Below are 26,437 nucleotides of genomic sequence, written 5' to 3' on the forward strand. Positions count from 1 at the left end.
TCCGCTCAGGCTGCCGCGCGAGCACGGGCCTGCAGGCGCAGGCGCTGGAAGTACACGTCTTCGAGGTCGGGAGCCACGGCCGCAAAGCCGTCGCCGGGGTCGTTGGCGCTGTGCACATGGATCACCGGGCGGCCACCGACCAGACGGGTCGACAGCACCACGTAGCGCGCTACATGGTCGGCCAGCTCCGAAGGATCGACCTGCTTGCGCCAGACCTGGTGCTGCAGGGCGTTGATCGCTTCGCTGGGGCGGCCGGTCAGCAGCACCTGGCCCTTGTTCATGATCGCCATCGTCGGGCACAGGTCGGTCACGTCCTCGACGATGTGGGTGGACAGGATCACCGCTACGTTCTCGCCGATCGCCGCCAGCAGGTTGAGGAAGCGGTTGCGTTCCTCCGGGTCGAGGCCGGCGGTGGGCTCGTCGACGATCACCAGCCGCGGGTCGCCCAGCAGCGCCTGGGCAATGCCGAAGCGCTGGCGCATGCCGCCGGAGTAGGTGCCCAGCTTGCGCTTGCGGGCATCCCACAGGTTCACCTGCTGCAGCAGCCCATCGACCACCTCGCGGCGCTGCGCGCGTTGGGTCAGGCCCTTGAGCACTGCGAAATGCTCCAGCAGGTCCAGCGCGCTGACTTTCGGGTACACGCCGAAATCCTGCGGCAGGTAGCCCAGCCGACGGCGCACGGCGTCCTTGTCGCGCAGCACGTCGATCGGCGCCTCGCCCGGAATGCTGAGCGTCACCGTGCCGCTGTCGGCCTCCTGCAGGGTGGACAGCGTGCGCATCAGCGAGGACTTGCCGGCGCCGTTCGGGCCGAGCAGGCCGAACATGCCCCGCGGGATGTCCAGGGTGACGTTGTTGAGGGCATGCACGCCGTTGGCGTACGTCTTGGACAGCGAATCGATCTTCAGCATGCGACGTACACCTTTCCATGGGCAATGTCTGCGCGTTATCCGCGCAACCGCCTCCGTGCGCATCCGCCGTTGGTCATGGGGGGAGAATCCCGCCGTCGTGCGTTGGCCAGCGCGCCGGCCCAGCGGCGCTTACCCGCGCAGGGATGATTCGCGCACCACCAGCTTCACCGGGATGCTCTGGCTGTCCACCGGCTGCCGGCCGATCAGCGCCAGCAGGCGTTCCACCAGCAGCTGGCCGGCCTGCTTGGTGTCCTGCTGCACCGTGGTCAGCGCGGGGGACACCGAAGCGGCCAGCGGGATGTCGTCGAAGCCGGTCACCGCCACGTCCTGCGGCACCCGCAGCCCGGCCTCGCGCAGGGCGCGCATCGCACCGATGGCGATCAGGTCGCTGGCCGCGCAGATCGCATCGATCGGCTCGCCGCGCGCCAACAGGGCCTGGCAGGCCTCCTGGCCGGAGGCTTCGGTGGTGATCGCGTCGTGCTGCAGCGCCGGTTCGGCGGCCAGGCCGTGGTCCTTCAGCGCCGCGACGTGGCCGCGGTAGCGCTCCTGGAATTCGGGGTAGTGGCTGGAGGCATGGCCGAGGAAGGCGATGCGGCGGCAGCCCTGCTGCAGGAGGTGGGTGGTGATGTCATGCCCGCCCTGAAAGTTGTCGCTGCCGATCGAGACACCGGGCTGGCCGGGCAGGGCGGCGCCCCAGCGCACGAAGTGCGTGCCCTGTTCGACCAGCCGCTGCAAGCGGTCGCGCGATTCGTGGTAGTCGCCGTAGCCGAGCAGGATGATGCCGTCGGCCTTGTTGCTGTCCTCGTAATCGGCCTGCCAGTCGGTGGACAGCTGCTGGAAAGAGACCAGCAGGTCCTGCCCGTGCAGGGCGCAGGCGCGGGTGATCGAGCCCAGCATCGAATGGAAGAACGGGTTGATCAGCGAGTCGTCGTTGGTCGGGTCCTCGAAGAACAGCAGGGCCAGCGTGCCGGCATTGCGCAGGCGCAGGCTGGAGGCGTTCTTGTCGACCTTGTAGTTCAGCTCGCGGGCAATGCGCAGGATGCGCTCGCGGGTCTCGGCGTTGACCATCGGGCTGCCACGCAGGGCTCGCGACACGGTCGGCTGGGAGACCCCGGCCAGGTGGGCGATGTCCAGGGAGGTGGCTTTGCCTTTGATGGTCATGGGCGGGCGGAGCGGGCAGGTGGGAGGTGCCCGGGCATGATGCCATGCGCAGACGCGAATGCCCCTCTTAACGTCGGCCTGGGCACAGGTAAGTCATTGCCGGACAAGGAAATCAGCGTGATCCTTCGGTGCGGTCGGGGTCTCCTGACCGGGCGGAAGGCGGCGGCAATGGTAAGATGCGTTGTTCTCGCATTCCCCCAAATTTCACCAGGGGCGGCTCAGCGTACTGCACCCCGCCCGGGGCTGTGCTATCACTGGCGGTCTGCCCCTGGACAACGGACGAAGGTACCTATGGCGCGCGGCATCAACAAAGTCATCCTGGTCGGCAATCTCGGCAACGACCCGGACGTGAAGTACACCCAGGGCGGCATGGCGATCACCCGCATCAGCCTGGCCACCACCAGCGTCCGCAAGGACAAGGATGGCAACCAGCAGGAGCGCACCGAATGGCACCGCGTGGTGTTCTTCGGCAAGCTCGGCGAGATCGCCGGCGAGTACCTGCGCAAGGGCAGCTCGGTCTACGTCGAAGGCAGCCTGCGCTACGACAAGTACACCGGCCAGGACGGCGTGGAGAAGTACTCCACCGACATCATCGCCGATGAAATGCAGATGCTGGGCGGCCGCGGTGAAGGCGGTGGCGGTGGTGGTGGCAACTACGGCGGCGATCGTCCGCAGCGCCAGCAGGCGCCGCGCCAGGAGTATGGCGGTGGCGGCGGTGGCCAGCGTGGCGGCCAGGGCGGTGGCTATGGCAACCAGGGCGGCAACCAGGGCGGGGGTTACGGCAACCAGGGCGGCAACCAGCGCCCGCAGCCGCAGCAGGCGCCGCCGATGGACGACTTCGCTGACGACGATATTCCGTTCTGATTTTTAGTAAATCTGTGATGGAAATAAGCCCCAGTGAACCCTTGTGTTTGCTGGGGTTTATTATTTGCGGATGAATTTATATCCTGCAAATCTGGCGCCAATCTTATGCCAGTAGAGGGCGTAAACGATCAGATCGGCATTTCGCGTTCGGATTGCTCCTCCTTCATTTGGTGAACGCTTTCCGGTGCTACTAGATCTGCAGGAACTTTCGTCCTGTCGTCCATTTGTTTTGGCTGATTAAATTCGCGATCAAAAATTACCAAGAAGCATGGTCAACAAGCAGCTGCGTACGAACGTTGTGTTAAAGATGGCTCTCAAAGAATGGCTTTCATATTAGTACATTGGTCATGCCAGCTGCCTAGTGAATGCGGCCGCCGCTGGCTGCAGTGAATGAGATTCTGCAAGAATCAATGTCGGATCCATGGGCAGAGAAGCCTATCACTCGTTAGTGTGTCAACTGCACTTTTGATCGTGAAACTCTGAGTTTCTTGTGAAGTAAATTTGGGGACTTCTGGTTAGCCTCGGCTTTGCACTGTTGCTGCTTGGTGTGTGAAATTCAAACTTGATGTAACATTGGATGGGATACGCGGGATCCGGTCCGAGTGCATCATTTCGATAGTTTTGATTTTATTTTTACCAAGTATGCTCGGGGGGTAAATGAAAAGCATTGCATTTTTCAATAATAAAGGTGGGGTTGGGAAGACTACGCTGCTTTGCAATCTCGGCGCCTTCTTGGCGAAAGAGTTGAAGCTGAAGGTTCTTGTAATTGACGGTGATCCGCAGAGTAATGCGACAACCTACTTGCTTCCAGAAGGTGCGCTTGAGTCTATCTATCTGAATGATTCGAGCACTATAGATAGTTTCTACGACTCTATCGCTCAAGGTCGAGGTTTCTCGCAGGCGTTGCCAGAAATTTTCAAGTCCGATAGATTTTCTTTGGATGTTTTGCCAGGGCACCCGAATTTCGCTGCGCGAGAGGATATGCTGTCGAGAGATTGGAGCGAAGGCCTAATCGGATACGCGCGGGGGTTGCAGACGACTTTCAATTTTAAGCATCTACTAAATCTTGTCTCTGATGAGTACGATTTTGTGCTGATAGATATGGGGCCGTCACTCGGGGCAATAAATAGATCTATTTTGCTGGCGGCAGACTATTTCTTGGTGCCGATGTCTGTTGATTTGTTTAGCATGATCGCGATCAATAATATTATATCGACGCTTGCCACTTGGCGCGGCGAGGTTCAAGGTGCTCTCGATTCATACAGCGTGAAGGCGAGAGAGCGATACTTGGTTGACGGTCATCCTGCGCAATGGAATCTGAGGTTTCTTGGCTATGTCATGCAGCAGTATCGCGCAAAATCGGTGAGAGGAGAAAGGAAGCCTGTAAAGTCTTTTGACGCAATAATGCAGCGCTTCGGGCCATATCTTTTAGAGCTTGAGGAGAAGTTTGGCTTCGACGACTTGGAAAGTGCTAATCTCGGCCAGATACCAGCTCTCGCAAGCCTAATACCACTCTCTCAGTCGGCTCACGCGCCAGTTTTTGACTTGGGAACTTCGGACGGAGTTGTTGGTGCGCACTTCGCCGCAGTTGATGATGCGAAGCTCATGTATTCGCAAATTTCAAAGCGACTATTGCAGCGCGTCGAAACTGCTATTAGGGAGGCTGTTTGATGGATTGGACAGACCCTTTGCTGGAAGACTTTGATCAAGAGCGCGTGGTTTTGTTCGTTGGATCGGGGGTTTCTCGTAATTCAGTAGGCAGGGATGGTAATAGACGGCCAAAAACCTGGCACAAATTTCTGGATGATACGGCTAATTCGCATAATTTATCCGCATTGGTAAGGCCCTATCTTGATGCGCGGGATTATTTGACTGCGCTCGATGTTTTACGTCATAAACTCCGCCCTGATCAATACTCGAGAATTATCAGGGAGGAGTATCAGAATCCTGGCTATGCCGCGGCTGACATACATGATGCGATATATCGGCTTGATTGTAAGATCGTGCTTTCTCCTAACTTTGACAAAATTTATGATGTATATGTTTTGGAGAAGTCGAGGGGTACGATTACTATAAAGGAATACTATGCGGATGATCTTGCTGAGTTTATTCGAGGGGATCGAAGTGTTGTCATTAAAACGCATGGATCCGTTGATACCCCAGCTAAGATGATATTCGGACGAAAGGACTACGCCCGTGCGAGAACTCAGAGCGCGATGTTCTATGAGGTTTTGAAAGCTCTAACTTTGACGCATACGCTTTTGTTTATAGGGTGTGGAATCGATGATCCTGACATTAGGCTTATCCTTGAGGATATAAATTTCGGATCGGCTGGTGCGCGTGCTCACTATTTCCTGTCGGCGCAAGGTGCTATTTCGGAAGAGATGAAGCAGGTGTTGTCGGATACGATGAATTTGATTGTTCTCGAATATCCTTACGTAAATGGCTCCGATGATCACTCGAGTCTCACAACTGAACTTCGATCATTGGCAGACAACTTGAGCGCTGCTTCCGTGGCGCTGTAGCGCGCGACGGTCAATTTCTCTGCTGGGCGTAGCGACACGTCTGCTCCGCTTGGGTCTGGTAGCCGAAAAGTGCAGCTAAGAAGAAGGCCCCGCTCATGCGGGGCTTTTCTTTTCCCGCAATTCCTTCGCTGTTGTGCCCCGCAGCATCAATTTTCGTGCACCGCAACTTGCAAGCATCCAATTTCCTCCCCTATGGTGCAATCGATTGCATTGCTGTGAATCGTTGCGTTTGATACCGGTTGGGAGGCCGGCAGGTGGATGTCCAACCATTCGATCAGACCGGCTCCGGCGACGGGCCTCACGCGGCGCGATGCGTTGCGCATGGCGGTTGCTGGAGGCGTAGCGCTGGGTACTGCGGGAGCGTTGCCTGCATTCGCCGCCACCGCAGCGCTCAAGGGCAACCTGAAGCACTCCGTCGCACGCTGGACCTTCCCGCAGCTGTCGGTCGCCCAGCTCTGCACGACGGTGAAGGACATCGGCTTCGCCGCCATCGACCTGGTCGGCCCGGAAGACTGGCCCACGCTGAAGGCAAATGGTGTCTACAGCTCGATGTGCAATGGCGCGGAGCTGGGCCTGACCAAGGGCTTTGCCGGCCGCGAATTCCACGACCCGCTGGTGGAGCGCTACACGCGGCACATCGACCTGGTCGCCGATGCCGGTTACCGCAACCTCATCTGCTTCTCCGGCAACCGCAATGGCATGGACCCGCAGGACGGCATGGCCAATGCCGAAGCCGGCCTCAAGCGCATCCTCGGGCATGCCGAGAAGCGCGGCGTGGTGCTGGTGATGGAGCTGCTGAACTCCAGGGTCGATCACCACGACTACCTGTGCGATCACTCCGCCTGGGGCGTGGAGCTGTGCCAGCGGCTCGGCTCGGACAATTTCGGTCTGCTCTACGACATCTACCACATGCAGATCATGGAGGGCGACATCATCGCCACCATCGGCAAGCATCACGCCTGCTTCAAGCACTACCACACCGCAGGCGTGCCGGGCCGGAACGAGATAGGAGACCAGCAGGAGCTCCACTATCCGGCCATCTGTCGCGCGATCCGCGACACCGGTTTCAAGGGGTATCTGGCGCAGGAATTCACGCCTGCAGCGCCCGATCCCGTTGCCTCATTGCGCGAGGCGATCCGCCTCTGCGACGTCTGAAACGATATCCACCCAGGTGAGAGACCATGGCAGATAATCACTACGACGCCATTGTTGTTGGCTCGGGAATCAGTGGCGGTTGGGCAGCGAAGGAGCTGACCGAGAAGGGCCTGAAGGTCCTGATGCTGGAACGCGGGCGCAACATCGAGCACGTCAAGGACTACGTCAATGCGATGAAGGAAGCGTGGGACTTCCCGCATCGCAACCGGCCGACGCAGGCGATGAAGGCCGCCTTCCCGGTGCTGATGCGCGACTACGGCCTGGCCGAGAACCTGGAAGGAATGTGGGCCAACGAGCAGGACTCACCCTACATCGAAACCAAGCGCTTCGACTGGTTCCGTGGCTACCACGTAGGCGGGCGCTCGCTGATGTGGGGCCGGCAGAGCTATCGGTTTTCCGACCTGGACTTCGAAGCGAACCTCAAGGATGGCATCGCCACCGACTGGCCGATCCGCTATGCCGACATCGCGCCGTGGTACGACCATGTAGAGAGGTTCGCCGGCATCGCCGGCACGCGCGAAGGACTGGACGTGCTGCCGGACGGCGAGTTCCTGCCGCCGATCCCGTTGAACATCGTCGAGAAGGACGTGGCCGCGCGGATCAAGAAGGCCTTTGGCGGAACGCGGCACATGATCCACTCGCGCACCGCCAACATCACCCAGCCGATGCCCGAGCAGGGGCGCGTCAACTGCCAGTACCGCAACAAGTGCATCCTGGGCTGTCCCTTCGGTGCCTATTTCTCGACCCAGGCGGCGACGCTGCCAGCGGCGATGAAGACCGGCAACCTGACCTTGCGGCCGTTCTCGATCGTCAAGGAAGTGCTCTACGACAAGGATCGCAAGCGTGCGCGCGGCGTGGAGGTGATCGATGCCGAGACCGGGCAGACCTACCAGTACACCGCCAAGGTCATCTTCCTCAATGCATCGTCGTTCAATTCGACCTGGCTGCTGATGAACTCGGCGACCGATGTGTGGGAGGGGGGACTGGGTTCTTCGTCGGGCGAGCTGGGGCACAACGTGATGGACCATCATTTCGGTGCGGGCGCCTCGGGCCGGGTCGAGGGCTACGAAGACAAGTACTACTTCGGCCGCCGTCCGTGCGGTTTCTACATTCCGCGCTTCCGCAACGTCGCGGCCGACAAGCGCGGCTACCTGCGCGGGTTCGGTTACCAGGGCGGTGCCAGCCGCACCGGCTGGTCGCGCGAGATCGCCGAGCTGAACATCGGTGCCGACCTGAAGGAGGCGCTGACCGTACCGGGCGACTGGCGCATCGGCATGACCGGGTTCGGTGAAATGCTGCCGCACCACGACAATACGATCCGCCTGGACCACGACCGCAAGGACAAATGGGGGCTGCCGGTGCTGGCGATGGACGTGTCCATGCGCGCCAACGAACTGGCGATGCGCAAGGACATGGCCGCCGATGCCGCCGAGATGCTGGAGGCGGCTGGCGTCAAGGACGTGAAGATGCACGACCACGACTATGCCCCGGGCAAGGGCATCCACGAGATGGGGACCGCACGCATGGGACGTGACCGGAAGAGCTCGGTATTGAACGCGCACAACCAGGTCTGGGATGCGCCCAACGTCTATGTGACCGACGGTGCCTGCATGACCTCCAGCGCCTGCGTGAATCCTTCGCTGACCTATATGGCGCTGACCGCGCGCGCGGCCGACCACGCGGTACGCGAACTGAAAGCGGGGAACCTCTGATGGATCGCCGCGAACTGTTGAAGATGATCGTTGCCGCCACCGGCGCGGCCATGGTCGGCCTGCCTGCGCTCGCGCAGGGAAACGCCGCCGCGGCACCGGTGAAGTCCCTGTTCTCCGATGCCGACATCGGCACGCTGGACGAGATCGCCGAGACCATCCTGCCGCGGACCCGGACGCCAGGGGCGAAGGATGCCGGCGCCGGCCTGTTCATGGCGACCTTCGTCAGCGATTGCTACACCGCCCGGCAGCAGGCAACGTTCCGGGCAGGCCTGGTCGATATCGACAAGCGCGCCGGCGGCCGGTTTGTGGCGCTTGCGCCGGAAGCCCGCACCCAGTTGCTGCGAACGCTGGACGCCGAAGCCAAGGCGCGCTCTGCCGACGTGACCGAGACCGGTACGCCTGAAGAGGGCGAGGCGATGCCGCATTACTTCACGATGATCAAGCAGCTGGCCATCTTCGGCTTCTTCACCTCCAAGGTCGGGGCGACCGGCGTGCTGCAGTACGTCGCGGTGCCCGGCCGCTACGACGGCGACCTCGCCTATGTCCCCGGTACGCCCGCTTGGGGGACCAGCTGATGGACACCACCACCCTGATGATCCGCCCTGCGTTGATCACTGTCGGCCTGCTGGCCGCTGCATCTGCATTCGCGCAGGACAGTGCCGACGCTGCGCGCGACCCGAAGAAGACCGAAGTGTGGACCCCCGTGCCCGCTGTCGTGGCCACGCCGCCAGGCAAGGCCCCCTCCGACGCGATCGTGCTGTTCGATGGCAAGGATGTCTCCGCGTGGGAATCGGAGCAGGGCGGACGCGTGCCCTGGAAGGTTGCCGGGGGCGCCATGACCGTCGTTCCGGGCAGCAAGGGCATCCGCACCCGGCAACGCTTCTGCGATGTCCAGCTGCATGTGGAGTGGCGCACGCCCACTGACACGAAGGGCTTCGACGGCCAGAACCGGGGCAACAGCGGGATCTTCCTGCAGGAACTGTATGAACTGCAGGTGCTCGACAGCTACAACAACCCGACCTATGCCAATGGCCAGGCGGGCTCCATCTACAAGCAGGCCATGCCGCGGGTGAATGCCTCGCGCGCGCCGGGCCAGTGGCAGGCCTACGACATCATCTGGAAGGCACCGCGCTTCTCGGTGGGCGGTGGGCTTGTGTCGCCCGCGCGCATCACGGTGCTGCACAACGGCGTGCTGGTGCAGGATGACACCGTGCTGGCAGGCAAGACTGAGTACATCGGAGCGCCCTCGTATTCGCCCCATGCGTGTGCGCCGCTCTATCTGCAGGAGCATGACTCCAGGGTCAGCTACCGCAACATCTGGGTGCGCGAGCTGTAGCGGCACGTGGCCGGCGTGGTCGCCGGCCGCTTACTTCGCCAGGTAGCTGGCGATGTCATCGATCTCCTGCTGTGACAGCTGGGAGAAGGGCGGCATCAATCCGCCGCCCTTGCTGATCTTTTCCTTGATCTGCGCGGGTGCCATGCGCTTGCCGATGTCGGTGAGCGCCGGGAACGCGCCCGGCATGCCTGCACGATCGGCGCCATGGCAGGCCACGCAGTTCGCGGTGTAGAGCTTCGCACCCGCAGCCGGGTCGTCCTTGCACCAGGCGGCTGCCGCAACGCTCATGCCGCCCAGGGCCACCGCCATTGCCAAGATCATTTTCATGTGTGGCTCCTTGATGCGTCAGCGCCGCGCACGGGCGGGCTCGTTGGTGGTCAGGTGTTCACGCAGATAGTCCGCACCGGTCTGGACGACCTTGGCCGGCTCGCGTGGCTGGTCGTGCTCGATGATGTACCAATGCACGCCGGCGCCCCTCGCAGCAGGCAGGATCGTGTTCCAGTCCAGTACGCCTTGGCCGACCGCAGCGAATCCACCTTCGTCTTCGGCCTGGCCCTTGAGCGCATTGTCCTTGGCGTGTACCGCGAATACGTGGCCGCGGAACTTTCCCAGCATCACCGCCGGGTCCAGGCCCGCACGCGCGACCCAGGCCAGGTCCAGCTCGGTCTGCAGGTCGGGGCCGGCGGCGGCGAACAGCAGTTCCAGCCCGGTCCTGCCATCGAAGTCGACCAGCTCGAAGTCGTGGTTGTGATAGGCCAGGCGCATGCCCTTGCCGCGCACCTGTTTCGCGATCCGGCCCAGTTCCTGTCCCAGGGCGGTCCAGCCGGCGGCATCGCTCGGGCGTTCCTTCCTGTCCAGGTACGGCACCACCAGCGTGGTGTTGCCGATCGACCGGTTGAAGGTCACCACCCCATCCAGGTTGCTGCGCAGCTCGGCCAGCGGCACATGCGATGAAATGGCCTTGATCGAATACCGGTCCAGCAGCTGCTTCAGTTCCGCGGCACTGACGTTCTGCGTGCCGACGGTTTCCACCGCGTGCACACCGGCATCGTGGACGATCTTCAACTGTTGCTCGAGCGAGCCGGCATTGCGCAGGGTGTACATCTGCACCGCGATCGGCTTCTGCGCGCTGGCGGCTTCGACTGCGAAGGCGGGCAGCGCCGCGAGCAGCAGGACGAGGCTTGCACTTCGACGGACAAGGGCTTTCATCAACAGATCCTCCCGGGATTCAACCGATGGTGGTCCAGGCGCGTGACCTGGCCGATGCAATGACACGATCAACGATCCGCGCCGAACGCATGCCGTCCTCGAAGGTGGGCAGGCCGTCCGGTTGCTCGCCGTCGATGGCGCGATAGGTGTCGGCGACAAACGCCTCGAAGCACTGGGCGTAGCCCTGCGCGTGCCCGGCCGGCAGCACCGACAGCCGGCGCTGTTCGGCAGTGCCCGCGCCGGGCCCGCGCACGAAGATTTCCTCGCGCTGGTCGGGCAGGCCGATCCACAGCCGCTCGGCGTCCTCCTGGTCGAAGGCGATGCTGGCGTTGGCGCCGTCGATCTCGAACCAGAGGCGGTTGCGGCGTCCGGCCGAAACCTGGCTCACCGTCAACGACGCCAGCGTACCGGCGCCGGTCCTGAACATCGCCGTTGCCACGTCCTCGCTCGCGACCGCCTGCGTCGCGCCGTTCGCTGCCGGTGTGCTGAAGCTCTGGCCGGTGACGGCGCTGCGTTCGGCGATCACCGTGGCAAACGCCGCGTTCACTTCGGTGAAGCGCTCGCCACTGACCCATTCGACCAGGTCGCACCAGTGCGAACCAATGTCGGCGAACACGCGCGAGGTGCCGCCCAGCGCCGGGTCCACGCGCCAGTTGTTGCTGGCCGGGTCCAGCAGCCAATCCTGCAGGTAACTGCCATGGATCAGGTGCAGCGGCCCCAGGTCACCCTGGGCGATGCGTGCACGCGCCTCGCGCACCACCGGGTGGTAGCGGTAGACGAAGGGGACGGTGGCAACCAATCCGGTCGAGGCGGCCAGTATCGCCAGCGCCTGCGCATCGTCCAGCGTCGTCGCCAGCGGCTTCTCGCAGATCACGTGCTTGCCGGCTTCCAGCGCAGCCTGTGCCATGGCGCGGTGCAGATGGTTGGGCGTGCACACGTGCACCACCTGTACCTGCGGATCGGCGATCACCTCCTCGATATCCAGGTAGGCGCGCGGGACATTCCAGGAGTGCGCTGCCTCATGCGCGCGCTGCGGTGACGAGGCGGCCACGCCGCGTACCTCGGCGCCGGCGAGCAAGGCCGCGCGGCGGTGCACGGCGCCGATCATGCCGGTGCCGACGATGGCGATTCCAAGCTTGGGCATCGACGGGGATCCTCAGGGTGTGGAGGGCGCGGCCGCAGCCGCCGGCCGGTCGCGGAACAGCAGCAGGAAGGCGACCAGCACCACCAGCGCAACAGCGGCCGGGAACAGCCAGATCTGCTGCCAGTCGGGACCGGCCTCGGTGGTGAAGTGCTCCACCACCGCGCCGGACAGGAAGGTGCCGATCAACATGCCCACGCCATAGGTGGCCAGGGTGATGAACCCCTGTGCGCTGCTGCGCGCGGCAGGGCCGGCATGTGCATCGGTGTAGATCTGGCCGGTGACGAAGAAGAAGTCGTAGCAGATGCCGTGCAGCACGATGCCGATCACCAGCAGCGGGAAGCCGCCACCTGCATCGCCGAAGGCGAACAGCGCGTAGCGCACCACCCAGGCGGCCATGCCGACCGCCAGCATGGTTTTCACCCCCAGCCGAACGAACAGGAACGGCATGGCCAGCATCAGCAGCACTTCGGAAACCTGGCCCAGCGACTGCAGGCCTGCCGCGCCGCGCACGCCGAGGTCGTTGAGATAGGGATTGGTGAAGTTGTAGTAGAACGACAGCGGGATGCAGATGGCGATGGAGGCCAGGAAGAACACCAGGTAGGCGCGCGACTTCAGCAGCCGCAGCGAATCCAGCCCCAGGATCTGCCCCAGCCCGGCATCGCGCTGCTGCGCCAGTGGCGGTGTGTGCGGCAGGGTGAACGCATACAGCCCGAGCACCAGCGACGCCGCCGCCGCCATCCGGAACGTCAGCTCAAGCCGATGCGCCTGTTCCCAGCCCAGCCAGCCGATCAGCACGCCCGCCACGATCCAGCCGATGCTGCCGGCCACGCGGACCAGCGGGAACTGCTTCTCGGGTGATTGCATGTGCCGCATGGCCACGCTGTTGGCCAGTGCCAGGGTCGGCATGAACAGCAACATGTAGCCCATGACGCACGCAGAGAACATGCTGAAGCTGGTCGCCGTGGACGCCAGCCACATCAGCGCGGCACCGGCCAGATGCAGTACCGCAAGAATGCGCTGCGCCGCGAAGTAGCGATCCGCGATCAGCCCGACCAGGAACGGCGCCACGATGGCACCGATCGACTGGCTGAGGAACGCGGTCGCCACCTGGCTCGCGCTGGCCTGCAGCGGGCCCTGCACCAGGTAGGTGCCCAGGGTGACGAACCACGCCCCCCAGATGAAGAACTGCAGAAACATCATCGCGCCCAGGCGCGACATGGCGTGCGTCATGGCTTGCCCTCCCGGGGCGGTCTTGGCTCAGATTCCCAGCATGCGGTGCAGTGATGCGGCGTCGGTGCCACTATCGGCGAAGTCATCGAAGGCGCGTTCGGTCACGCGGATGAGGTGGTCGCGGATGAAGGCGGCACCCTCGCGCGCGCCGTCTTCCGGGTGCTTCAGGCAGCACTCCCATTCCAGTACCGCCCAGCCGGGGAAGTCGTACTGCGCGAACTTCGAGAAGATCGCCTTGAAGTCGATCTGGCCGTCACCGGGTGAACGGAACCGGCCCGGACGGTCGATCCAGTCCTGGTAGCCGCCGTACACGCCGCTGCTTGCGCTGGGGCGATGTTCCGCGTCCTTGACGTGGAAGATGCCGATGCGCGCGTGGTAGCGGTCGATGAAACCGAGGTAATCCATCTGCTGCAGCAGCAGGTGGCTGGGGTCGTACAGGATCTTCGCGCGGGGATGGTGGTCGACCTCATCGAGGAAGCGCTCGAAGGTCGCACCATCGTGCAGGTCCTCGCCCGGGTGGATCTCGAAGCACAGGTCAACGCCGCAGGCATCGAACGCATCCAGGATCGGGCGCCAGCGACGGCCGAGTTCGGCGAAGGCTTCTTCCACCAGTCCCGGCGGGCGCTGCGGCCAGGGGTAGAAGTAGGGCCAGGCCAATGCACCGGAGAACGTGGCATGCGCGGTCAGCCCCAGGCGCTGGCTGGCCTGCGCCGCCAGCCGCAGCTGCTCCACCGCCCAGGCCTGGCGGGCGGCCGGGTTGCCGCGCTTGTCCGGTGGCGCGAATCCGTCGAACAGGCTGTTGTAGGCAGGATGGACGGCAACCAACTGCCCCTGCAGGTGGGTCGACAGTTCGGTGATCTGCAGGCCGTGCCCGGCCAGCATGCCGGCAACGTCGTCGCAGTACGCCTGGCTGCGCGCCGCCTCCGCCAGGTCGAACAGGTGGGGCGCGGAGGTGGGGACTTGTACGCCAGAATAGCCCAGACCCGCGGCCCATCCGGCCAGCGTGTCCAGCCGATCAAAAGGAGCTGTGTCGCCGATGAACTGCGCCAGGAACAGCGCTGGACCCTTGAGCGTCTTCAACGTGATTCGCCCTCGATGCAATCGATTGCATTATCCTAGCAGGGGCTTACGCAGGACCTGTTGTGCAGTGCACAGCGGGCAGGAGGACTAACGCCATGGCCACCATCTACGACATCGCAAAACACGTCGGCGTGTCCGCCGGTACGGTGTCGCGCGCGCTTTCCCGGCCGGACAAGGTGCTGCCGGCCACCCGCGCGCGCATCGAGCAGGCCGCCGCCGCACTGGGCTATGTGCCCAACACGGTGGCGCGCACGCTCAAGACCCAGCGCAGCGGCAAGATCCTGGTCACCGTCCCGGACATCGCCAATCCGTTCTTCGCACAGATCCTGCAGGGTGCGGAGGAGGCTGCGCAGGCGGTCGGCTACGCGGTCCTGCTGGGCGATACCCAGCATCAACCCGACCGTGAGGAACGCTACGCGCAGATGCTCCGGCGCAACGAGGCCGACGGCATGATCGTGCTGGGCCATCGCCTGCCACCGACCGCGCGCGAGATCGTCGAGCAGCGCGGCGCCGCCGCACCGGTGGTCAACGGCTGCGAGTTCGACCCCGCGCTGGGCATCCCCAGCGTCCACATCGACAACGCCGCCGCCGCACGCGCGGTGATGGAGCATCTGTACGGGCTGGGGCACGAACGGATTGCGGTGGTCGGGGGGCCGCCTGACAATCCCCTGCACCAGCAACGGCTGGAAGGGGTCCGCGCGGCCGGCGAGGCGCGTGGCCGCCTGCGCCAGCTGAGCATCGTGCCGGGTGACTTTTCCGTGGAATCCGGCCATGCAGCGGCGATGGCGCTGCTGGATGGCACGGCCGCGCCGACCGCGGTGTTCTGCTTCAGTGACCAGATGGCACTGGGTACCCTGGCCGCTTGCCGGGACCTGGGCATCCGCGTGCCGGACGAGCTGTCCGTGGTCGGCTTCGATGATCTGGCGTCCTCCCGCTACCTCACGCCCCCGCTGACGACCATCCGGCAGCCGATGCGGGAGATTGGCGAGCGTGCGGTCAACCTGCTGCTCGCCATCATCGAGCACGTCGATGTGCCGCTTCAGCAGACGCTGGAGTTCAGCTTCAAGCTGCGTGGCTCGACGGCTGCGCCCCGCCCCGGGTAACCACGGGGAGCGGGAGGGGCAGCGGCAGCGGCAGAGGCCCGCGCGATATCGCGCAACCTTGATCCCGAATTGACGCAAAGCTGTCAGACTCATCGCAGGCAGCCCGGCAAGGGCCGTAGCACCAGGTGCGATCGCGCAAGGGGGTCGGCAATGCCATTCTTCACCGATTCGGCGGAAGGCGCGGTCGAAGGCATTGGCGCGGCACGTCGCATCGGCTGGATGCGTTTCGTCGGCAATGGGCTGGGGGCGATCCCCATCGCTTCGATCATGCTTGAACGCCAGGACGGCGGGCTGGCCTGGCTCCTGCTGCTGCTCAACGCGCTGGCGTGGCCGGCACTGGCACTGCGGCTGACCCAGCGCTCCCGCCAGCCGGCGGTCGTCCAGTTCCGTTGCACGGTGGCCGACTCCTTCTTCGGCGGTGGCTGGATCGCCTTCATGGCGTTGAGCGCGGTGCCCAGTGCACTGTTCGCCGCACTGCTGGTGGCCGACAAGATCGCTGCCGGTGGCGTGCGCCTGGCGATGCGCGCCACCCTGGCCCTGCTGCTGGGTTTCGCTCTCGCCTGGTGGCTGCTCGGCTTCCCTTTCCAGCCGGTCACCTCGCAGCGCACGATCATGCTGAGTGTCCCGTTCCTGTTCGTGTATGGCATCGGCCTCAGCATTCTCAGCTGGCAGCTGGCGCGCCGGGTCAAATCGCAGAACCGTCAGCTGCAGCGGCTCAGCCGGATGGACCCGCTGGTCGAGCTGGCCAACCGTGGCTTCCTGATCCTGCGTGCGCAGCAGGCGCTGGACCGGGCACAGGGCCAGGGCGGTTTTGCCTGCCTGCTGATGCTCGATGTGGATGATTTCAAGCGCATCAATGACTCGCATGGCCACCGCGCCGGTGACGAGGTACTGCGGCATATCGCGGCGACATTGCGCACCTTTGCCCGGCCCGGTGATACGCCCGCGCGGCTGGGGGGCGATGAGTTCGTGGTGCTGCTGCGCGACTGCGCGCCCGTCGATGCGATGCACGTGGCCGAGCGGGTGCGCCTGCACCTGCTGGAGGCCGCGCAGCAGGCCACGCCGGGCGTGGAGTTCAGCGTCAGTATCGGCATTGCCGCCACACCGCGTGGCGGCAGTGTCGAGGACTGGTTGGCACTGGCCGACCGCGCGCTGTACCACGCCAAGCGGCAGGGCAAGAACACGGCCAGCTACGGCGAGTGAGTGCGGCACCGCCGCCGCCGAACGAGGGTGAAATGCCGGTTCATCCTGCACGCGGAATCGGCATGCCAATCCTCTACCATGGGCCACCCCGCCCGGACGCGCTCCCATGCAAGACGCTCTCGTCGCCCAGCCCAAACCCCCCATTCCAAGGATCGCGGCGTGGCTGATGATGCTGCTGGGCATGTGGCTGGCGCTGAAGCTGGGCCTGGTGGTGACCCTGCTGTCCGGCCTGCTGGTGTTCCAGCTGACGCACGTGCTGGCCTCCACCGTGGAGGGCAAGCTGCCGCCGGGGCGGGCACGGGCGATCGCAGTGATCGTGCTGTCGGCGATCATCATCAGCGGGCTGGTACTGGCCGGCATCGGCGTGGCCTCGTTCTTCCGCAACGAGACCGGCGGCCCGGACGCATTGCTGGCGCGCCTGATGGAGATCCTCAACACTTCGCGGCACCAGGTGCCGGCGCTGCTGCAACCCTACATTCCCGAAGACATGCCGGCGTTGCGCGCGGCGCTGAACGACTGGGCTGCCGAGCACCAGCGGCAGCTGGGCGTGGCCGGTACCTCGGTGGTACAGGTCGGTGTACGCGTACTGATCGGTATGGTGCTGGGCGCGATGATCGCGCTGTATGACGAACTGCCGCTGCCGAAGATGGGCCCGCTGGCGCAGGAGCTGGTCGGGCGCACCAGCCGCCTGGCCACCGCGTTCCGCCAGGTGGTGTTCGCGCAGGTGAAGATCTCGCTGCTGAACACCGTGTTCACCGCCATCTTCCTGCTGGGCGTGCTGCCGTTGTTCGGCGTGCACCTGCCGCTGTCCAAGACCCTGGTGCTGATCACCTTCCTGGCCGGCCTGCTGCCGGTGGTGGGCAACATCATTTCCAACACGATCATCGCCATCGTCGCGCTGTCGGTCTCGTTCTATGTGGCGGTGGCGGCGCTGCTGTACCTGATCGTGATCCACAAGCTGGAGTACTTCCTCAACGCGCGCATCGTCGGTGGCGAGATCCAGGCGCGTGCCTGGGAGCTGCTGCTGGCCATGCTGGTGATGGAGGCGGCCTTCGGCCTGCCGGGCCTGGTCGCCGCACCGGTGTTCTATGCCTACGTGAAGCGCGAACTGGTCGACCAGCGCTGGATCTGACGCGGCGGGGCATGACGTAATTTGCCCCGATTCGACAACCCGTGCGGCCTTTGTCGGTGTGTTCGCGGCGGGCGCGGTATACCCATGGCAACGATTGATCCGGTAGCGGCTTGGCGCCTGTGCAGGCGGCCGCTACAGTGTTGTGCACTACAGGGGAAATGTGCATGGCCCGCAAGGCGTCGCCCATCGGATTGCGGACCTGGGTCTGGATCCTGGCCGGGCTGTTCGTAGTCTGTACGCTGCCATTGATGGCCATCGCGCTGGTGCAGGGCACGCTGCGCTTCACTGCCGCCGAGGACAACCTGGTCAGCCTGCGCCAGCTGCGGCAGACCTTCGACCTGGCCAACCTGGTGTCGGCCGAGCGCGGCCCCGCCAACAGCCTGCTCGGGGCCAACACGGCCGATGCGGGCGAACAGGCCCGGCTGGCGGCGGAGCTGGCAGTCGCGCGCAAGCGGGTCGATACCGCCCTGCAACGCCTGGACACCGTGTTCAACGCTGACCCGGGCGTGGTCGACGAACACGGGCTGCTGGCCGATGCGCAACGTCGCCTGCAATCGGCGCGGGCCGCGGTGGACCGGGTGGCGGCACAGCCGCATGGCGCGCGCCAGGTGGAGGACGTGGAGCGCGCGATCAGCAGCATGTTCGCCGTGGTTGATCGCCTGCACGTGCTGACCTCGGCGCAGATCAACGTGCTGGTCAGCGCCGACCGCGAAGCGGCGATTCCGGCGATGCAGGGCCAGGTGCTGATCGACCTGCGCGAGCATGGCGGCCGCCTGGCCTCGAACGTGATGGCGCCGGTGGCGGTACCGGGGGCCTGGCGTGACGAACAGGTGCGGGGGGCATTGCAGACCGAAGGCCGCCTGCTGGAGCTGTGGCGGCTGGCAGGCAGCCATGAAGCGGTGTTCCGCAGTGATCCGGCGCTGTCCTGGCATTGGGACATGGCGCGCCGGCAGTTCTTCGGCGAATCGCTGCCGATGATCGAACAGTTGATCGAGGATGGCCGGCGCGGCGTGCCGCCGCCGTGGACCACCGCCGAATTCACCACCCGCTACGTGCCGACCCTGCGGTCGCTGGAAGCGCTGCGGGACGGCTACCTGAGCGTGTCCATCGCCCGTTTCGAACGCACCCGCAATCGCGAAGCGACGCGCCTGGTGGTGCTGGTGGCGACGGTGCTGGGCACGCTGGTGGTGCTGGGCGTGGCGCTGCGCATCGCGCATCTTCAGATCCTGCGGCCGCTGCTGCAGGCGCAGAAGCAGGTCATCCAGATCGCCTCGGAAGCGCCCGGCCCGGAGCAGCATGTGACCCACCCGCTGGCCGAGATGCAGCGCCTGTTCGATGCCATCGAAGTGCTGCGCGAGAAGTCGCGCGAGCGCTCGGCATTGACCAGCGAGCTGCGCCAGCTGGCCGGCACCGATGAGCTGACCGGGCTGTTGAACCGGCGCGCGCTGGACGAGTTGGTGCAGCAGCGTCATGCCGACGGCGGCAACAGCGCGGTGGTGATCCTGCTGGACGTGGACCGCTTCAAGGCGATCAACGATGGGCACGGGCATGACGCCGGTGACGAGGTGCTGGTGCAGGTGGCGCAGCTGCTGCAGCGCCACCTGCGCCGCAGCGACAGCATTGCCCGCTATGGTGGCGAGGAGTTTCTCGTGTTGCTGGCCGACGGGGATCTGGCCGGTGGCCGCCAGCTGGCCGAGTCGCTGCGGGTGGCGCTGCAGCGGCTGGACATCGCCCTGGTCGGTGGCAAGGTGCTGCGCGTCACCGCCAGCTTCGGTGTGGCCGAGGGCGGCACCGACGCGCTGGGCTGGCGCACCCTGCTGCGTGCCGCCGACGCGGCCATGTACCAGGCCAAGGCGCAGGGCCGCGACCGCGTGCACGTGGCCGGCGGCGGCCGCAACGCACGTTGACGGCACCCATCAGCCGATCTGCGCATGCACGCGCCGCAGCGTGCGCGCAATCATCCGGCGCGCGATGGGACGCGGCACCGAGAGTCCACGCCAGCGCAGCGCACCCACGCGGAAGGTGGCGCTGGCAGTGGCCAGCACCTTGCCGGCCGGGTCGGTCAGCCAGCCGCGGGTGAAGGCGATGCTGCCCTTGCTGTGCTCGACTTCGCCCCAGCCGATGATCCGCCCGGGCCGTGCGGGGCTGACGAAACTGGTCTTGGATTCGACCGTGACCGCGATGCGGTTGGCAGGCAGGGTGGCGTAGATCGCTGGCCCCATGCAGTCGTCCAGCATCGCTGACAGGAAACCGCCCTGCACGTTGCCCATCGGGTTGGTGAGCACCGGCCCGGCCTCGAACTCGACCTGGATGCGGCGCAGTGCATCGTCGTAACCGACGAAGCGCCAGCCGAGCAGGGTGCCGGCCTGGGAGCGTGGAAGATCACCGTTGACCACGCTGTAGAAGATCGATTCGGGATTCATCGTGGAGCCTCGCGGGGGAGAGGGGAGAAAAAGAACTCACTGCGGTAGCGACAACAGGGCCAGCACGAATCCGATGACCGACAGCAACACCACCGCGGCGCCGGCGGGCACCGGTGTACGCGCACCGGTGCGTCGCCGCACGCCGGAAGCGACCAGGACCGGCGGCAGGGTGGCGACCAGGCAGAACAGCTGGAACGCCAGCAGCTGCGGCAGTGCGAAGTGACCTCCGAAGAAGATCAACCAGGCCAGCATCACGCCGGCACCGGCCAGTGCGATCCAGGCAGCGCCGACCACGCGGATGAGTGCCATCAGCAGCACCTGCATGCGGGGGTCGATCTGTGCCCACGGCCTGTCCACGGCCTGGCCGTGGTAGGGCATGAAGTCGGAGCGTTTCAGATAGGCCGCAGCAAACAGGCAGACAATGAAGAACGCCAACAGGTAGCAGCCGAACGCGAGCCAGGCGGACAGGTCCATGTGGAGGCCATGCGGTTACGGAGGAAAGGCCGCGTTTGTACCGGCAGCCATGCCGGTCGCGCCACGGGGTTGCGCGATTCTGGGGCAGCACGCCGTTAGGGGCGTGTCGCGGCTTGCAGGGCCGTTCCTCCATCTGCCGTTAACGCCAGTGTGGTGGTGAGGAATGCGTCACGTACGCGCCATGCGCTCTATCTCGTTTCCTGTGAAGAGGCCGCAACTACCCCTCCACGCCCAGGTCACCGCGCTGCGCAGACGCTGGGATTCCATTCCATGAAGGACGACGCCATGACCCAGCTCACCCTGCCCGAACTGGCCAGGAAAATGGCCGGCATTGATTTCAGCCTGCTGCAGACCCACGCCGGTGGAGAGATTGCCGGCCGTCCGATGAGCAACAATGGCGACGTGGACTATGACGGTGACAGCTGGTTCTTCACCACCGAAGACACCGACATGGTGCGCGAGATTGAAGCTGACCCCGCCGTTGCGCTGGGTTTTTCCGGCAGCAAGTCGCTGCTGGGCAAGCCGCCGCTGTTCGTGCACGTGCAGGGCAGGGCTGTGCTGGTGCGCGACCGGGCCACGATGAGCCAGCACTGGGTGAAGGACCTGGAGCGCTGGTTCGAACAGGGCGTGGATACACCGGGACTGGTGCTGATTCACGTGCGCGCCAGCCGCATCCACTACTGGGATGGCGAGGACGAGGGCGAAATCGTGATCTGACCGGAACCGCGCAGCGCCCGGCGCATCGCGTTCCAGGGTCAGCAGCGCGCAGGGTGTGCTGCCGGATCCTCAAGGTTGGCCAGTTCCGGTGCCAAGGCGTGCTCCACCGCACGCCGCAGCAGTGCCGGTGCGACATAGTGCCGGTGCCCGGCGTCGATCAGGGCCATGTACATGCCGCCGAACGCATTGAGGGTCTGCACGCGTGAGCCCAGGCTGATCTCGACATGTCCATCGCGATGCCGCTGCACGCGCACGCTGCTGCGGAAACGCAGGTGCCGATCGTCGGCGCCGAGCAGGACTTCGGCGTCGTTGTCCTGCGTATCGATGTGCGAATCCAGCACCGGGAATCGACCAGCGAACAACCGGCTGCGATCGGTCGACAGCAATGACGACACCGGGCATCCCAGCGGCGACGTGCGCAACCGCACCGGTGCCACCAGTCGGTTTCGCAGCGCCATCAGCTGGCCTACGCCGCTGGGTGGATTGCGCAGGAAGCCCTCCAGTACGTCGGCCAGCAGCGCCGACGCGGAACGGTGGAGCACCTGCGAGGGTTCCAGGCACAGGGTGGTCAGGTCCTGGTAGTGGCTGTGCGGCAGCGCTGTGGTCAGCAGGCCATCGGTGGGCGCGGGCCGTGAATGGATGGGATAGGCCGGTGTGGCACGTTCGACGAACCCGCGCAGCGGCCGCATGGGGATGCGGCGCAGCGGGCCGAGCAGGGCACGGGTACGCGCGCACAGGTGTGCGCACACGCTGGGAGGTGCCGCCTGCAGCGACAGCTGCAACAGCGGTGCCGCCGCAAGCGAGGTGCACGAAGGCCAGTACGATTCCGGAAGCACCTCGGTCAGGCTGGGGATATCGGCGGCATTGCGCTCCACCTGCGCACGGGTCTGCTCGCTCATTCGGCCTGCCAGTTCATCGCTGTGGCAGGACAGCGCAAACAGCGCCGGATGTGCAGGATGGTTCGACGCGAACTGGTGCCAGGTGCCGCCGCCGAAGCGCACGGTAAACAGGCAGTCCGGTGGGATGCGGACGCGCCGGAGCGTGCGCGCGAAGGCACCAGGACCTGCTGCCAGCTGCGCGTCGGAGGCGGTAGCGAAACGCAGCTCGGCTCCCGCGCTGCCGGCGATGGCGGTGAACATGCGCGGGCCTGCATGGCGATGAAACGGGTGGCCACCGGCACCGACGGTGAAGCTGTACAGCGAGGAGGCATCCCCGTGCTGCAGGTGCATGCCACCCAGTCGCGCCGAAGGTTCATCCAACGCATCGATGAACGCCGGGTGGTGGCGCTGACGCTGGCCGGCGTCACTCACCAGCGCGTCACCCGCACCGATGCCGAGCTGCGCGATCAGGGTGACTTCGGTCGGACTGCCGCCGTCCTGTGCCGGAAGCTGCACTGCTGGAAACGAACGGCGATCGCGGGTCGAACCAGGCATCGTCATGCTCCTTGGCGGGGCGGATCAGCGGGCGGGGGACTTGCGGCGGGCGCGGGCTTCACGCTTGAGCGGGCCGCCGACCGGGCAGACTTCGGCCGCCCACGAGAACAACGTGTTGGCCAAACGGTCGGGTACCTGCCTGAAGTACACGAACTGGCCGCGTTTCTCGCGTTCGATCAGTCCGGCTTCCTCGAGGATGCGCAGGTGGCTGGACAACGCCGGCTTGCTGAAGTCGAAGCGCTCGGCCAGCTCGCCCGCGCTGAGCTCGCCGGCGCTGAGATAGGCCAGGATCTGCCGGCGGGCGGTGGAGGCAAGGGCTTCGAAGATGCGGTCCATGGAGAGCTAGTTAACTAATTCGTTAATTCATGTTGCTCCCGCAGCTTAGGACTGTCAAGCCATGACCCATTGCGCGGCGCGCCCGGGCTTTGCCATCCTCCCTGCTGTTTTCCGTAGCGTGGAATCCCGATGCGTCCTGCGTTCTGGCTGGCTTTGGCCCTGCTGCCCACCCTGGCGGTGGCGCAACCCGCGCGTGCTCCCAAGGCCAAGGCCCCGGCGCAGGATCCCTTCAGCGAGTTGTTCGATACCGCCTGCATGCAGCACATCGGCGCGCCGGCGCGGTTGCAGTCGCTGATGGAATCCAACGGGCTGTCACCGCTGCAGCCTGCCGAAGCGGCAACGTTGCTGCAGGGGCAGTCGGGCGTGGCCTGGATGGTGCCGCTGGCCAGCGGCCGTTATGCGGTCAGCTGGGCCGACGATGGCACCTGCTCGGTGTATGCGGAGAAGGCCGATGCGGCGGTGGTGCAGAAGGGCTTCGCACGGCTGGTGCAGGCGGCACCGAAGCCATTGCAGGCGCGCTCGCTGCCGGGCCGTGGTCCGCTGTCGGCCGACCAGGTGGCGATCCAATACGGCTGGGCCACGCCGGGGCAGGCCAAGCTGCAGGTGCGCTTCCGGCTGGTGACGCGGCAGGCGGCCGAGGCCGGCGTACAGGCGATGGCCTCGGTGACGCCGGGGGACGCGATGCTCGAACCCGCGGCTCCCACCCCGTAACGCCTGCCGGGGCCCGCGCCCAGCCGGTGGACCATGCCCGCGATTCAGCCTTTCACGCAGGATGTGTTATATCGTTTATCGATAAATCCACCCTGGGGCGGCGAGGCCACCCCAATGCCGGAGGCCGCTTGACCGCTCGTCCCGCCCGCGCCAGACCCGCGCGAGGCTTGTTCACCCTGGCCCAGGCCGCCGTACAGGCCGTCCGGGCGATGTGCTGGCTGGGCATCCTGGCCGCACTGCTGGCGGTGCCCCTGGTCGCCCATGACCGCCGCTGGCTGCTCGACAGCGTGCATGACGCCGAGGCCGCCGCCGCGCATGGCAACGACCTGTTCCTGCACTTCTGCCTGGGCCTGGGCGCGATCGTCGCGCTGCTGGTGCTGTGCCTGCTGTTCCTGCGCCATCTGCTGAGGCTGCTGAAGTCGGCGGCGCGCGAGCGGCCGTTCACCCATGCCAATGCACAGCGCCTGCAGCGCATGGCCTGGCTGATGCTGGCAATGGAACTGCTGTCGATCCTGATCGGTGCCTACGCGGCCTGGATGGGTCCGGATTTCACCTGGATGGAGGTGGGCGGCGGCATGTCGATCACCGGGCTGGTGGCGGTGCTGATGCTGTTCGTGCTCGCACGCGTGTTCGCCGTGGGCGCGGCGATGCGCGATGACCTTGATGGTGTCATCTGATGGCGATCGTCATCACCCTGGACCGCATGCTGCAGGCACGGGGCATGACCCTGTCCGAGCTGGCGGGGCGCATCGACATCACCCTGGCGAACCTGTCGATCCTGAAGACCGGCAAGGCGCGAGCCATCCGCTTTTCCACGCTGGATGCGATCTGCCGCGAGCTGCAGTGCACGCCCGGCGACCTGCTTGGGCATGACCCGGCGCAGGCGCAGGATGCCGACTGAGTGGACGCCCTCTTCCCTTACCCACTGACGAAACGGACCTGAAATGGAATGGTTGGCTGACCCCTCGATATGGATGGGCCTTGCAACCCTGGTCGTGCTGGAGATCGTTCTCGGCATCGACAACCTGGTGTTCATTGCGATCCTTGCCGACAAGCTGCCGCCGCACCAGCGCGACCGCGCGCGGGTGATCGGCCTGGCGCTGGCACTGCTGATGCGGCTGGTGCTGCTGGCGGCGCTGGCCTGGATCATGAAGTTGACCGAGCCGCTGGTGACCTTGTTCGACCACAGCTTCTCCGGGCGCGACCTGATCCTGCTGGGCGGTGGCCTGTTCCTGCTGTTCAAGGGCACCATGGAACTGCACGAACGGCTGGAAGGCCGCGCGCATCACGAGGATGGCAAGAAGGTCTATGCCAGCTTCGCGATGGTGGTGGCACAGATCGTGGTGCTCGACGCGGTGTTCTCGCTGGACTCGGTGATCACCGCCGTCGGCATGGTCGACAACCTGGGCGTGATGTATGCGGCCGTGACCATCGCCATGGCGCTGATGCTGCTGGCCAGCAAGCCGCTGACCCGCTTCGTCAACAAGCATCCCACCGTGGTGGTGCTGTGCCTGGGCTTCCTGCTGATGATCGGCTTCAGCCTGGTGGCTGAAGGCCTGGGCTACAAGATCCCGAAGGGCTACCTGTACGCAGCGATCGCTTTCTCGATCCTGGTCGAGGCGTTCAACCAGTGGGTGCGTTTCAACCGTGAGCGCAACGAGCGCCGCCAGCCGTTCCGCCAGCGCACCGCCGATGCCGTGCTGAGGATGCTGGGCGCGCGTCCAGCGAACGGCCACGACGACGAAGGCGTGGACGAGCAGGTGGACGCCGACGAGCGCCTGCAGCCGGCGGAGCACGAAATGATCCGCAGCGTGCTGGGCCTGGCCGATCGTCCGGTGTCCAGCGTGATGACTGTGCGTGCCGACGTGCAATGGATCGACCTGGCGCGTGGTCAGGAGGATGTGGTGGCGCGCCTGGTGGCCTCGCCGCATACGCGCCTGCTGGTCGGTGACGGTGACTTGGACAGCCTGCGTGGCGTGGTGCAGAGCCGGGACGTGCTGGCCGACCTGCTGCAGGGCAAGCCACTGCAGCTGGAGGGCAACCTGCGCGAACCGCAGTACGTTCTGTCCACTGCCAGTGCGCTGCAGGCGCTGGAACTGATCCGCCAGCATCCGGTGCCGCTGGCGGTGGCGGTGGACGAGTACGGCAGCGTGGAGGGCCTGGTGACCGCCAACGACCTGCTGGCGGCGATTGCCGGTGACCTGGTCGATACCCAGGACGAGCGCTATGGCGTGGTGGCGCAGGGCGAGGATCAATGGGAGGCCGATGGTGCGCTGACCCTGGACGACCTGCAGCGTTTGGCGGGCGTGTCGCTGCCCCGCAGTGCCGACTACATGACCATCTCGGGTCTGGTGCTGGAGCAGCTGGGCCGCCTGCCGGACGTCGGCGACGCGGTGGAGGTGGCCGGCGTGCGCATCACCGTGCTGGCAATGGAGAAGCGCCGTATCGCCCGCCTGCGGGTGGAGCGCCTCGACGGAATGGCCTGACCGCCTGTTGTTGTAGAGCCGGGCCCATGCCCGGCTGCGTGTTGAGAAGCCGAGCATGGGCCCGGCTCTACACAACACGACCCGCAGCCGTCACC

At 65.2% G+C, this 26,437-nt stretch carries 27 protein-coding genes; 16 read left to right on the forward strand and 11 right to left on the reverse strand.

What is annotated here, in order from left to right:
• Positions 1 to 5 precede the first annotated feature (5 nt).
• Positions 6 to 908: an ABC transporter ATP-binding protein gene (locus tag QP609_RS05310; protein ID WP_197621338.1), complete on the reverse strand. Its 903-nt coding sequence runs from the start codon at positions 906 to 908 to the stop codon at positions 6 to 8.
• Between the two features lie 129 nt (positions 909 to 1,037).
• Positions 1,038 to 2,069 (reverse strand): LacI family DNA-binding transcriptional regulator, encoded by a 1,032-nt coding sequence (locus QP609_RS05315; RefSeq protein WP_197606137.1) that lies wholly within the window; start codon positions 2,067 to 2,069, stop codon positions 1,038 to 1,040.
• 291 nt (positions 2,070 to 2,360) lie between these two features.
• Between QP609_RS05315 and QP609_RS05320 the strand changes: the two genes are divergently transcribed.
• From QP609_RS05320 to QP609_RS05350, 7 genes are all read left to right on the forward strand, one after another.
• Positions 2,361 to 2,933, forward strand: a complete 573-nt coding sequence (locus QP609_RS05320; protein ID WP_043034165.1) for a single-stranded DNA-binding protein — start codon at positions 2,361 to 2,363, stop codon at positions 2,931 to 2,933.
• A gap of 657 nt (positions 2,934 to 3,590) precedes the next feature.
• Positions 3,591 to 4,604, forward strand: a complete 1,014-nt coding sequence (locus QP609_RS05325; RefSeq protein ID WP_197621337.1) for an AAA family ATPase — start codon at positions 3,591 to 3,593, stop codon at positions 4,602 to 4,604.
• The gene (locus QP609_RS05330; RefSeq protein ID WP_197621336.1) at positions 4,604 to 5,458 is read left to right on the forward strand and encodes an SIR2 family protein; all 855 of its coding nucleotides are present in this window, start codon (positions 4,604 to 4,606) and stop codon (positions 5,456 to 5,458) included. Before QP609_RS05325 ends, QP609_RS05330 begins: the two co-directional genes overlap by 1 nt.
• Before the next feature lie 258 nt (positions 5,459 to 5,716).
• On the forward strand, positions 5,717 to 6,613 hold the full coding sequence (locus tag QP609_RS05335; RefSeq protein WP_197621335.1) for a TIM barrel protein: 897 nt from the start codon (positions 5,717 to 5,719) through the stop codon (positions 6,611 to 6,613).
• Positions 6,614 to 6,639: 26 nt separating this feature from the next.
• Positions 6,640 to 8,325 (forward strand): GMC family oxidoreductase, encoded by a 1,686-nt coding sequence (locus QP609_RS05340; protein ID WP_046429409.1) that lies wholly within the window; start codon positions 6,640 to 6,642, stop codon positions 8,323 to 8,325.
• Positions 8,325 to 8,900 carry a gluconate 2-dehydrogenase subunit 3 family protein gene (locus tag QP609_RS05345; protein ID WP_169411642.1) on the forward strand — a complete coding sequence of 192 codons (576 nt, stop codon included), beginning with the start codon at positions 8,325 to 8,327 and terminating at the stop codon, positions 8,898 to 8,900. Before QP609_RS05340 ends, QP609_RS05345 begins: the two co-directional genes overlap by 1 nt.
• Entirely contained in the window at positions 8,900 to 9,661 is a 762-nt protein-coding gene (locus QP609_RS05350; protein ID WP_289213875.1) for a DUF1080 domain-containing protein, read from the forward strand. The genes QP609_RS05345 and QP609_RS05350 overlap by 1 nt, the downstream gene beginning before the upstream one ends.
• A gap of 30 nt (positions 9,662 to 9,691) precedes the next feature.
• On the opposite strand, the gene QP609_RS05355 is transcribed toward QP609_RS05350, so the two are convergent.
• Genes QP609_RS05355 through QP609_RS05375 form a run of 5 tightly spaced genes read right to left on the reverse strand, consistent with a single transcriptional unit; the run spans position 9,692 to position 14,324 of the window.
• Complete coding sequence (locus QP609_RS05355) at positions 9,692 to 9,988, reverse strand: cytochrome c (protein ID WP_042358583.1); 297 nt, start codon at positions 9,986 to 9,988, stop codon at positions 9,692 to 9,694.
• Positions 9,989 to 10,006: 18 nt separating this feature from the next.
• A complete protein-coding gene (locus QP609_RS05360) occupies positions 10,007 to 10,870 on the reverse strand; it encodes a sugar phosphate isomerase/epimerase (RefSeq protein ID WP_180835672.1) in 864 nt (287 codons plus the stop codon).
• A gap of 19 nt (positions 10,871 to 10,889) precedes the next feature.
• Positions 10,890 to 12,014: a Gfo/Idh/MocA family oxidoreductase gene (locus QP609_RS05365; RefSeq protein ID WP_197621334.1), complete on the reverse strand. Its 1,125-nt coding sequence runs from the start codon at positions 12,012 to 12,014 to the stop codon at positions 10,890 to 10,892.
• Positions 12,015 to 12,026: 12 nt separating this feature from the next.
• The gene (locus QP609_RS05370; RefSeq protein WP_014646305.1) at positions 12,027 to 13,244 is read right to left on the reverse strand and encodes a nucleoside permease; all 1,218 of its coding nucleotides are present in this window, start codon (positions 13,242 to 13,244) and stop codon (positions 12,027 to 12,029) included.
• A 27-nt stretch (positions 13,245 to 13,271) separates the two neighbouring features.
• A complete protein-coding gene (locus QP609_RS05375) occupies positions 13,272 to 14,324 on the reverse strand; it encodes a sugar phosphate isomerase/epimerase family protein (RefSeq protein WP_197621333.1) in 1,053 nt (350 codons plus the stop codon).
• A 95-nt stretch (positions 14,325 to 14,419) separates the two neighbouring features.
• On the opposite strand from QP609_RS05375, the gene QP609_RS05380 reads away from it, so the two are divergent.
• From QP609_RS05380 to QP609_RS05395, 4 genes are all read left to right on the forward strand, one after another.
• A complete protein-coding gene (locus QP609_RS05380; protein ID WP_197621332.1) occupies positions 14,420 to 15,427 on the forward strand; it encodes a LacI family DNA-binding transcriptional regulator in 1,008 nt (335 codons plus the stop codon).
• Between the two features lie 150 nt (positions 15,428 to 15,577).
• Positions 15,578 to 16,630, forward strand: a complete 1,053-nt coding sequence (locus QP609_RS05385) for a sensor domain-containing diguanylate cyclase (RefSeq protein ID WP_197621331.1) — start codon at positions 15,578 to 15,580, stop codon at positions 16,628 to 16,630.
• A 106-nt stretch (positions 16,631 to 16,736) separates the two neighbouring features.
• Positions 16,737 to 17,762 carry an AI-2E family transporter gene (locus tag QP609_RS05390; RefSeq protein ID WP_032961540.1) on the forward strand — a complete coding sequence of 342 codons (1,026 nt, stop codon included), beginning with the start codon at positions 16,737 to 16,739 and terminating at the stop codon, positions 17,760 to 17,762.
• 164 nt (positions 17,763 to 17,926) lie between these two features.
• A complete protein-coding gene (locus QP609_RS05395; RefSeq protein ID WP_289213876.1) occupies positions 17,927 to 19,669 on the forward strand; it encodes a GGDEF domain-containing protein in 1,743 nt (580 codons plus the stop codon).
• A 9-nt stretch (positions 19,670 to 19,678) separates the two neighbouring features.
• Here QP609_RS05395 and QP609_RS05400 read toward each other — a convergent pair whose 3' ends face one another.
• Positions 19,679 to 20,185 (reverse strand): PaaI family thioesterase, encoded by a 507-nt coding sequence (locus QP609_RS05400; RefSeq protein WP_046429424.1) that lies wholly within the window; start codon positions 20,183 to 20,185, stop codon positions 19,679 to 19,681.
• A 36-nt stretch (positions 20,186 to 20,221) separates the two neighbouring features.
• The gene (locus QP609_RS05405) at positions 20,222 to 20,659 is read right to left on the reverse strand and encodes a hypothetical protein (RefSeq protein WP_046429425.1); all 438 of its coding nucleotides are present in this window, start codon (positions 20,657 to 20,659) and stop codon (positions 20,222 to 20,224) included.
• A 285-nt stretch (positions 20,660 to 20,944) separates the two neighbouring features.
• Between QP609_RS05405 and QP609_RS05410 the strand changes: the two genes are divergently transcribed.
• Positions 20,945 to 21,376 (forward strand): pyridoxamine 5'-phosphate oxidase family protein, encoded by a 432-nt coding sequence (locus tag QP609_RS05410; RefSeq protein ID WP_046429427.1) that lies wholly within the window; start codon positions 20,945 to 20,947, stop codon positions 21,374 to 21,376.
• A 38-nt stretch (positions 21,377 to 21,414) separates the two neighbouring features.
• Here the strand turns inward: QP609_RS05410 and QP609_RS05415 are convergent, their stop codons facing one another.
• Together QP609_RS05415 and QP609_RS05420 are read right to left on the reverse strand one after the other, a co-directional pair.
• Positions 21,415 to 22,809, reverse strand: coding sequence for a DUF2867 domain-containing protein (locus tag QP609_RS05415; RefSeq protein ID WP_197621329.1), 1,395 nt, complete (start codon positions 22,807 to 22,809; stop codon positions 21,415 to 21,417).
• A 24-nt stretch (positions 22,810 to 22,833) separates the two neighbouring features.
• On the reverse strand, positions 22,834 to 23,145 hold the full coding sequence (locus QP609_RS05420) for a metalloregulator ArsR/SmtB family transcription factor (RefSeq protein WP_004147836.1): 312 nt from the start codon (positions 23,143 to 23,145) through the stop codon (positions 22,834 to 22,836).
• Between the two features lie 129 nt (positions 23,146 to 23,274).
• Here QP609_RS05420 and QP609_RS05425 point away from each other — a divergent pair, with 129 nt between their 5' ends.
• From QP609_RS05425 to QP609_RS05440, 4 genes are all read left to right on the forward strand, one after another.
• Positions 23,275 to 23,856 carry a hypothetical protein gene (locus QP609_RS05425; protein ID WP_049441141.1) on the forward strand — a complete coding sequence of 194 codons (582 nt, stop codon included), beginning with the start codon at positions 23,275 to 23,277 and terminating at the stop codon, positions 23,854 to 23,856.
• A gap of 209 nt (positions 23,857 to 24,065) precedes the next feature.
• The gene (locus tag QP609_RS05430) at positions 24,066 to 24,533 is read left to right on the forward strand and encodes a DUF2975 domain-containing protein (protein WP_041864087.1); all 468 of its coding nucleotides are present in this window, start codon (positions 24,066 to 24,068) and stop codon (positions 24,531 to 24,533) included.
• On the forward strand, positions 24,533 to 24,757 hold the full coding sequence (locus tag QP609_RS05435; protein WP_012479411.1) for a helix-turn-helix transcriptional regulator: 225 nt from the start codon (positions 24,533 to 24,535) through the stop codon (positions 24,755 to 24,757). Before QP609_RS05430 ends, QP609_RS05435 begins: the two co-directional genes overlap by 1 nt.
• A gap of 43 nt (positions 24,758 to 24,800) precedes the next feature.
• The gene (locus QP609_RS05440) at positions 24,801 to 26,342 is read left to right on the forward strand and encodes a TerC family protein (protein ID WP_041863153.1); all 1,542 of its coding nucleotides are present in this window, start codon (positions 24,801 to 24,803) and stop codon (positions 26,340 to 26,342) included.
• The last annotated feature ends 95 nt before the right edge of the window (positions 26,343 to 26,437 follow it).

The organism is Stenotrophomonas sp. 8(2023) (assembly GCF_030345295.1).
GTDB lineage: Bacteria > Pseudomonadota > Gammaproteobacteria > Xanthomonadales > Xanthomonadaceae > Stenotrophomonas > Stenotrophomonas muris.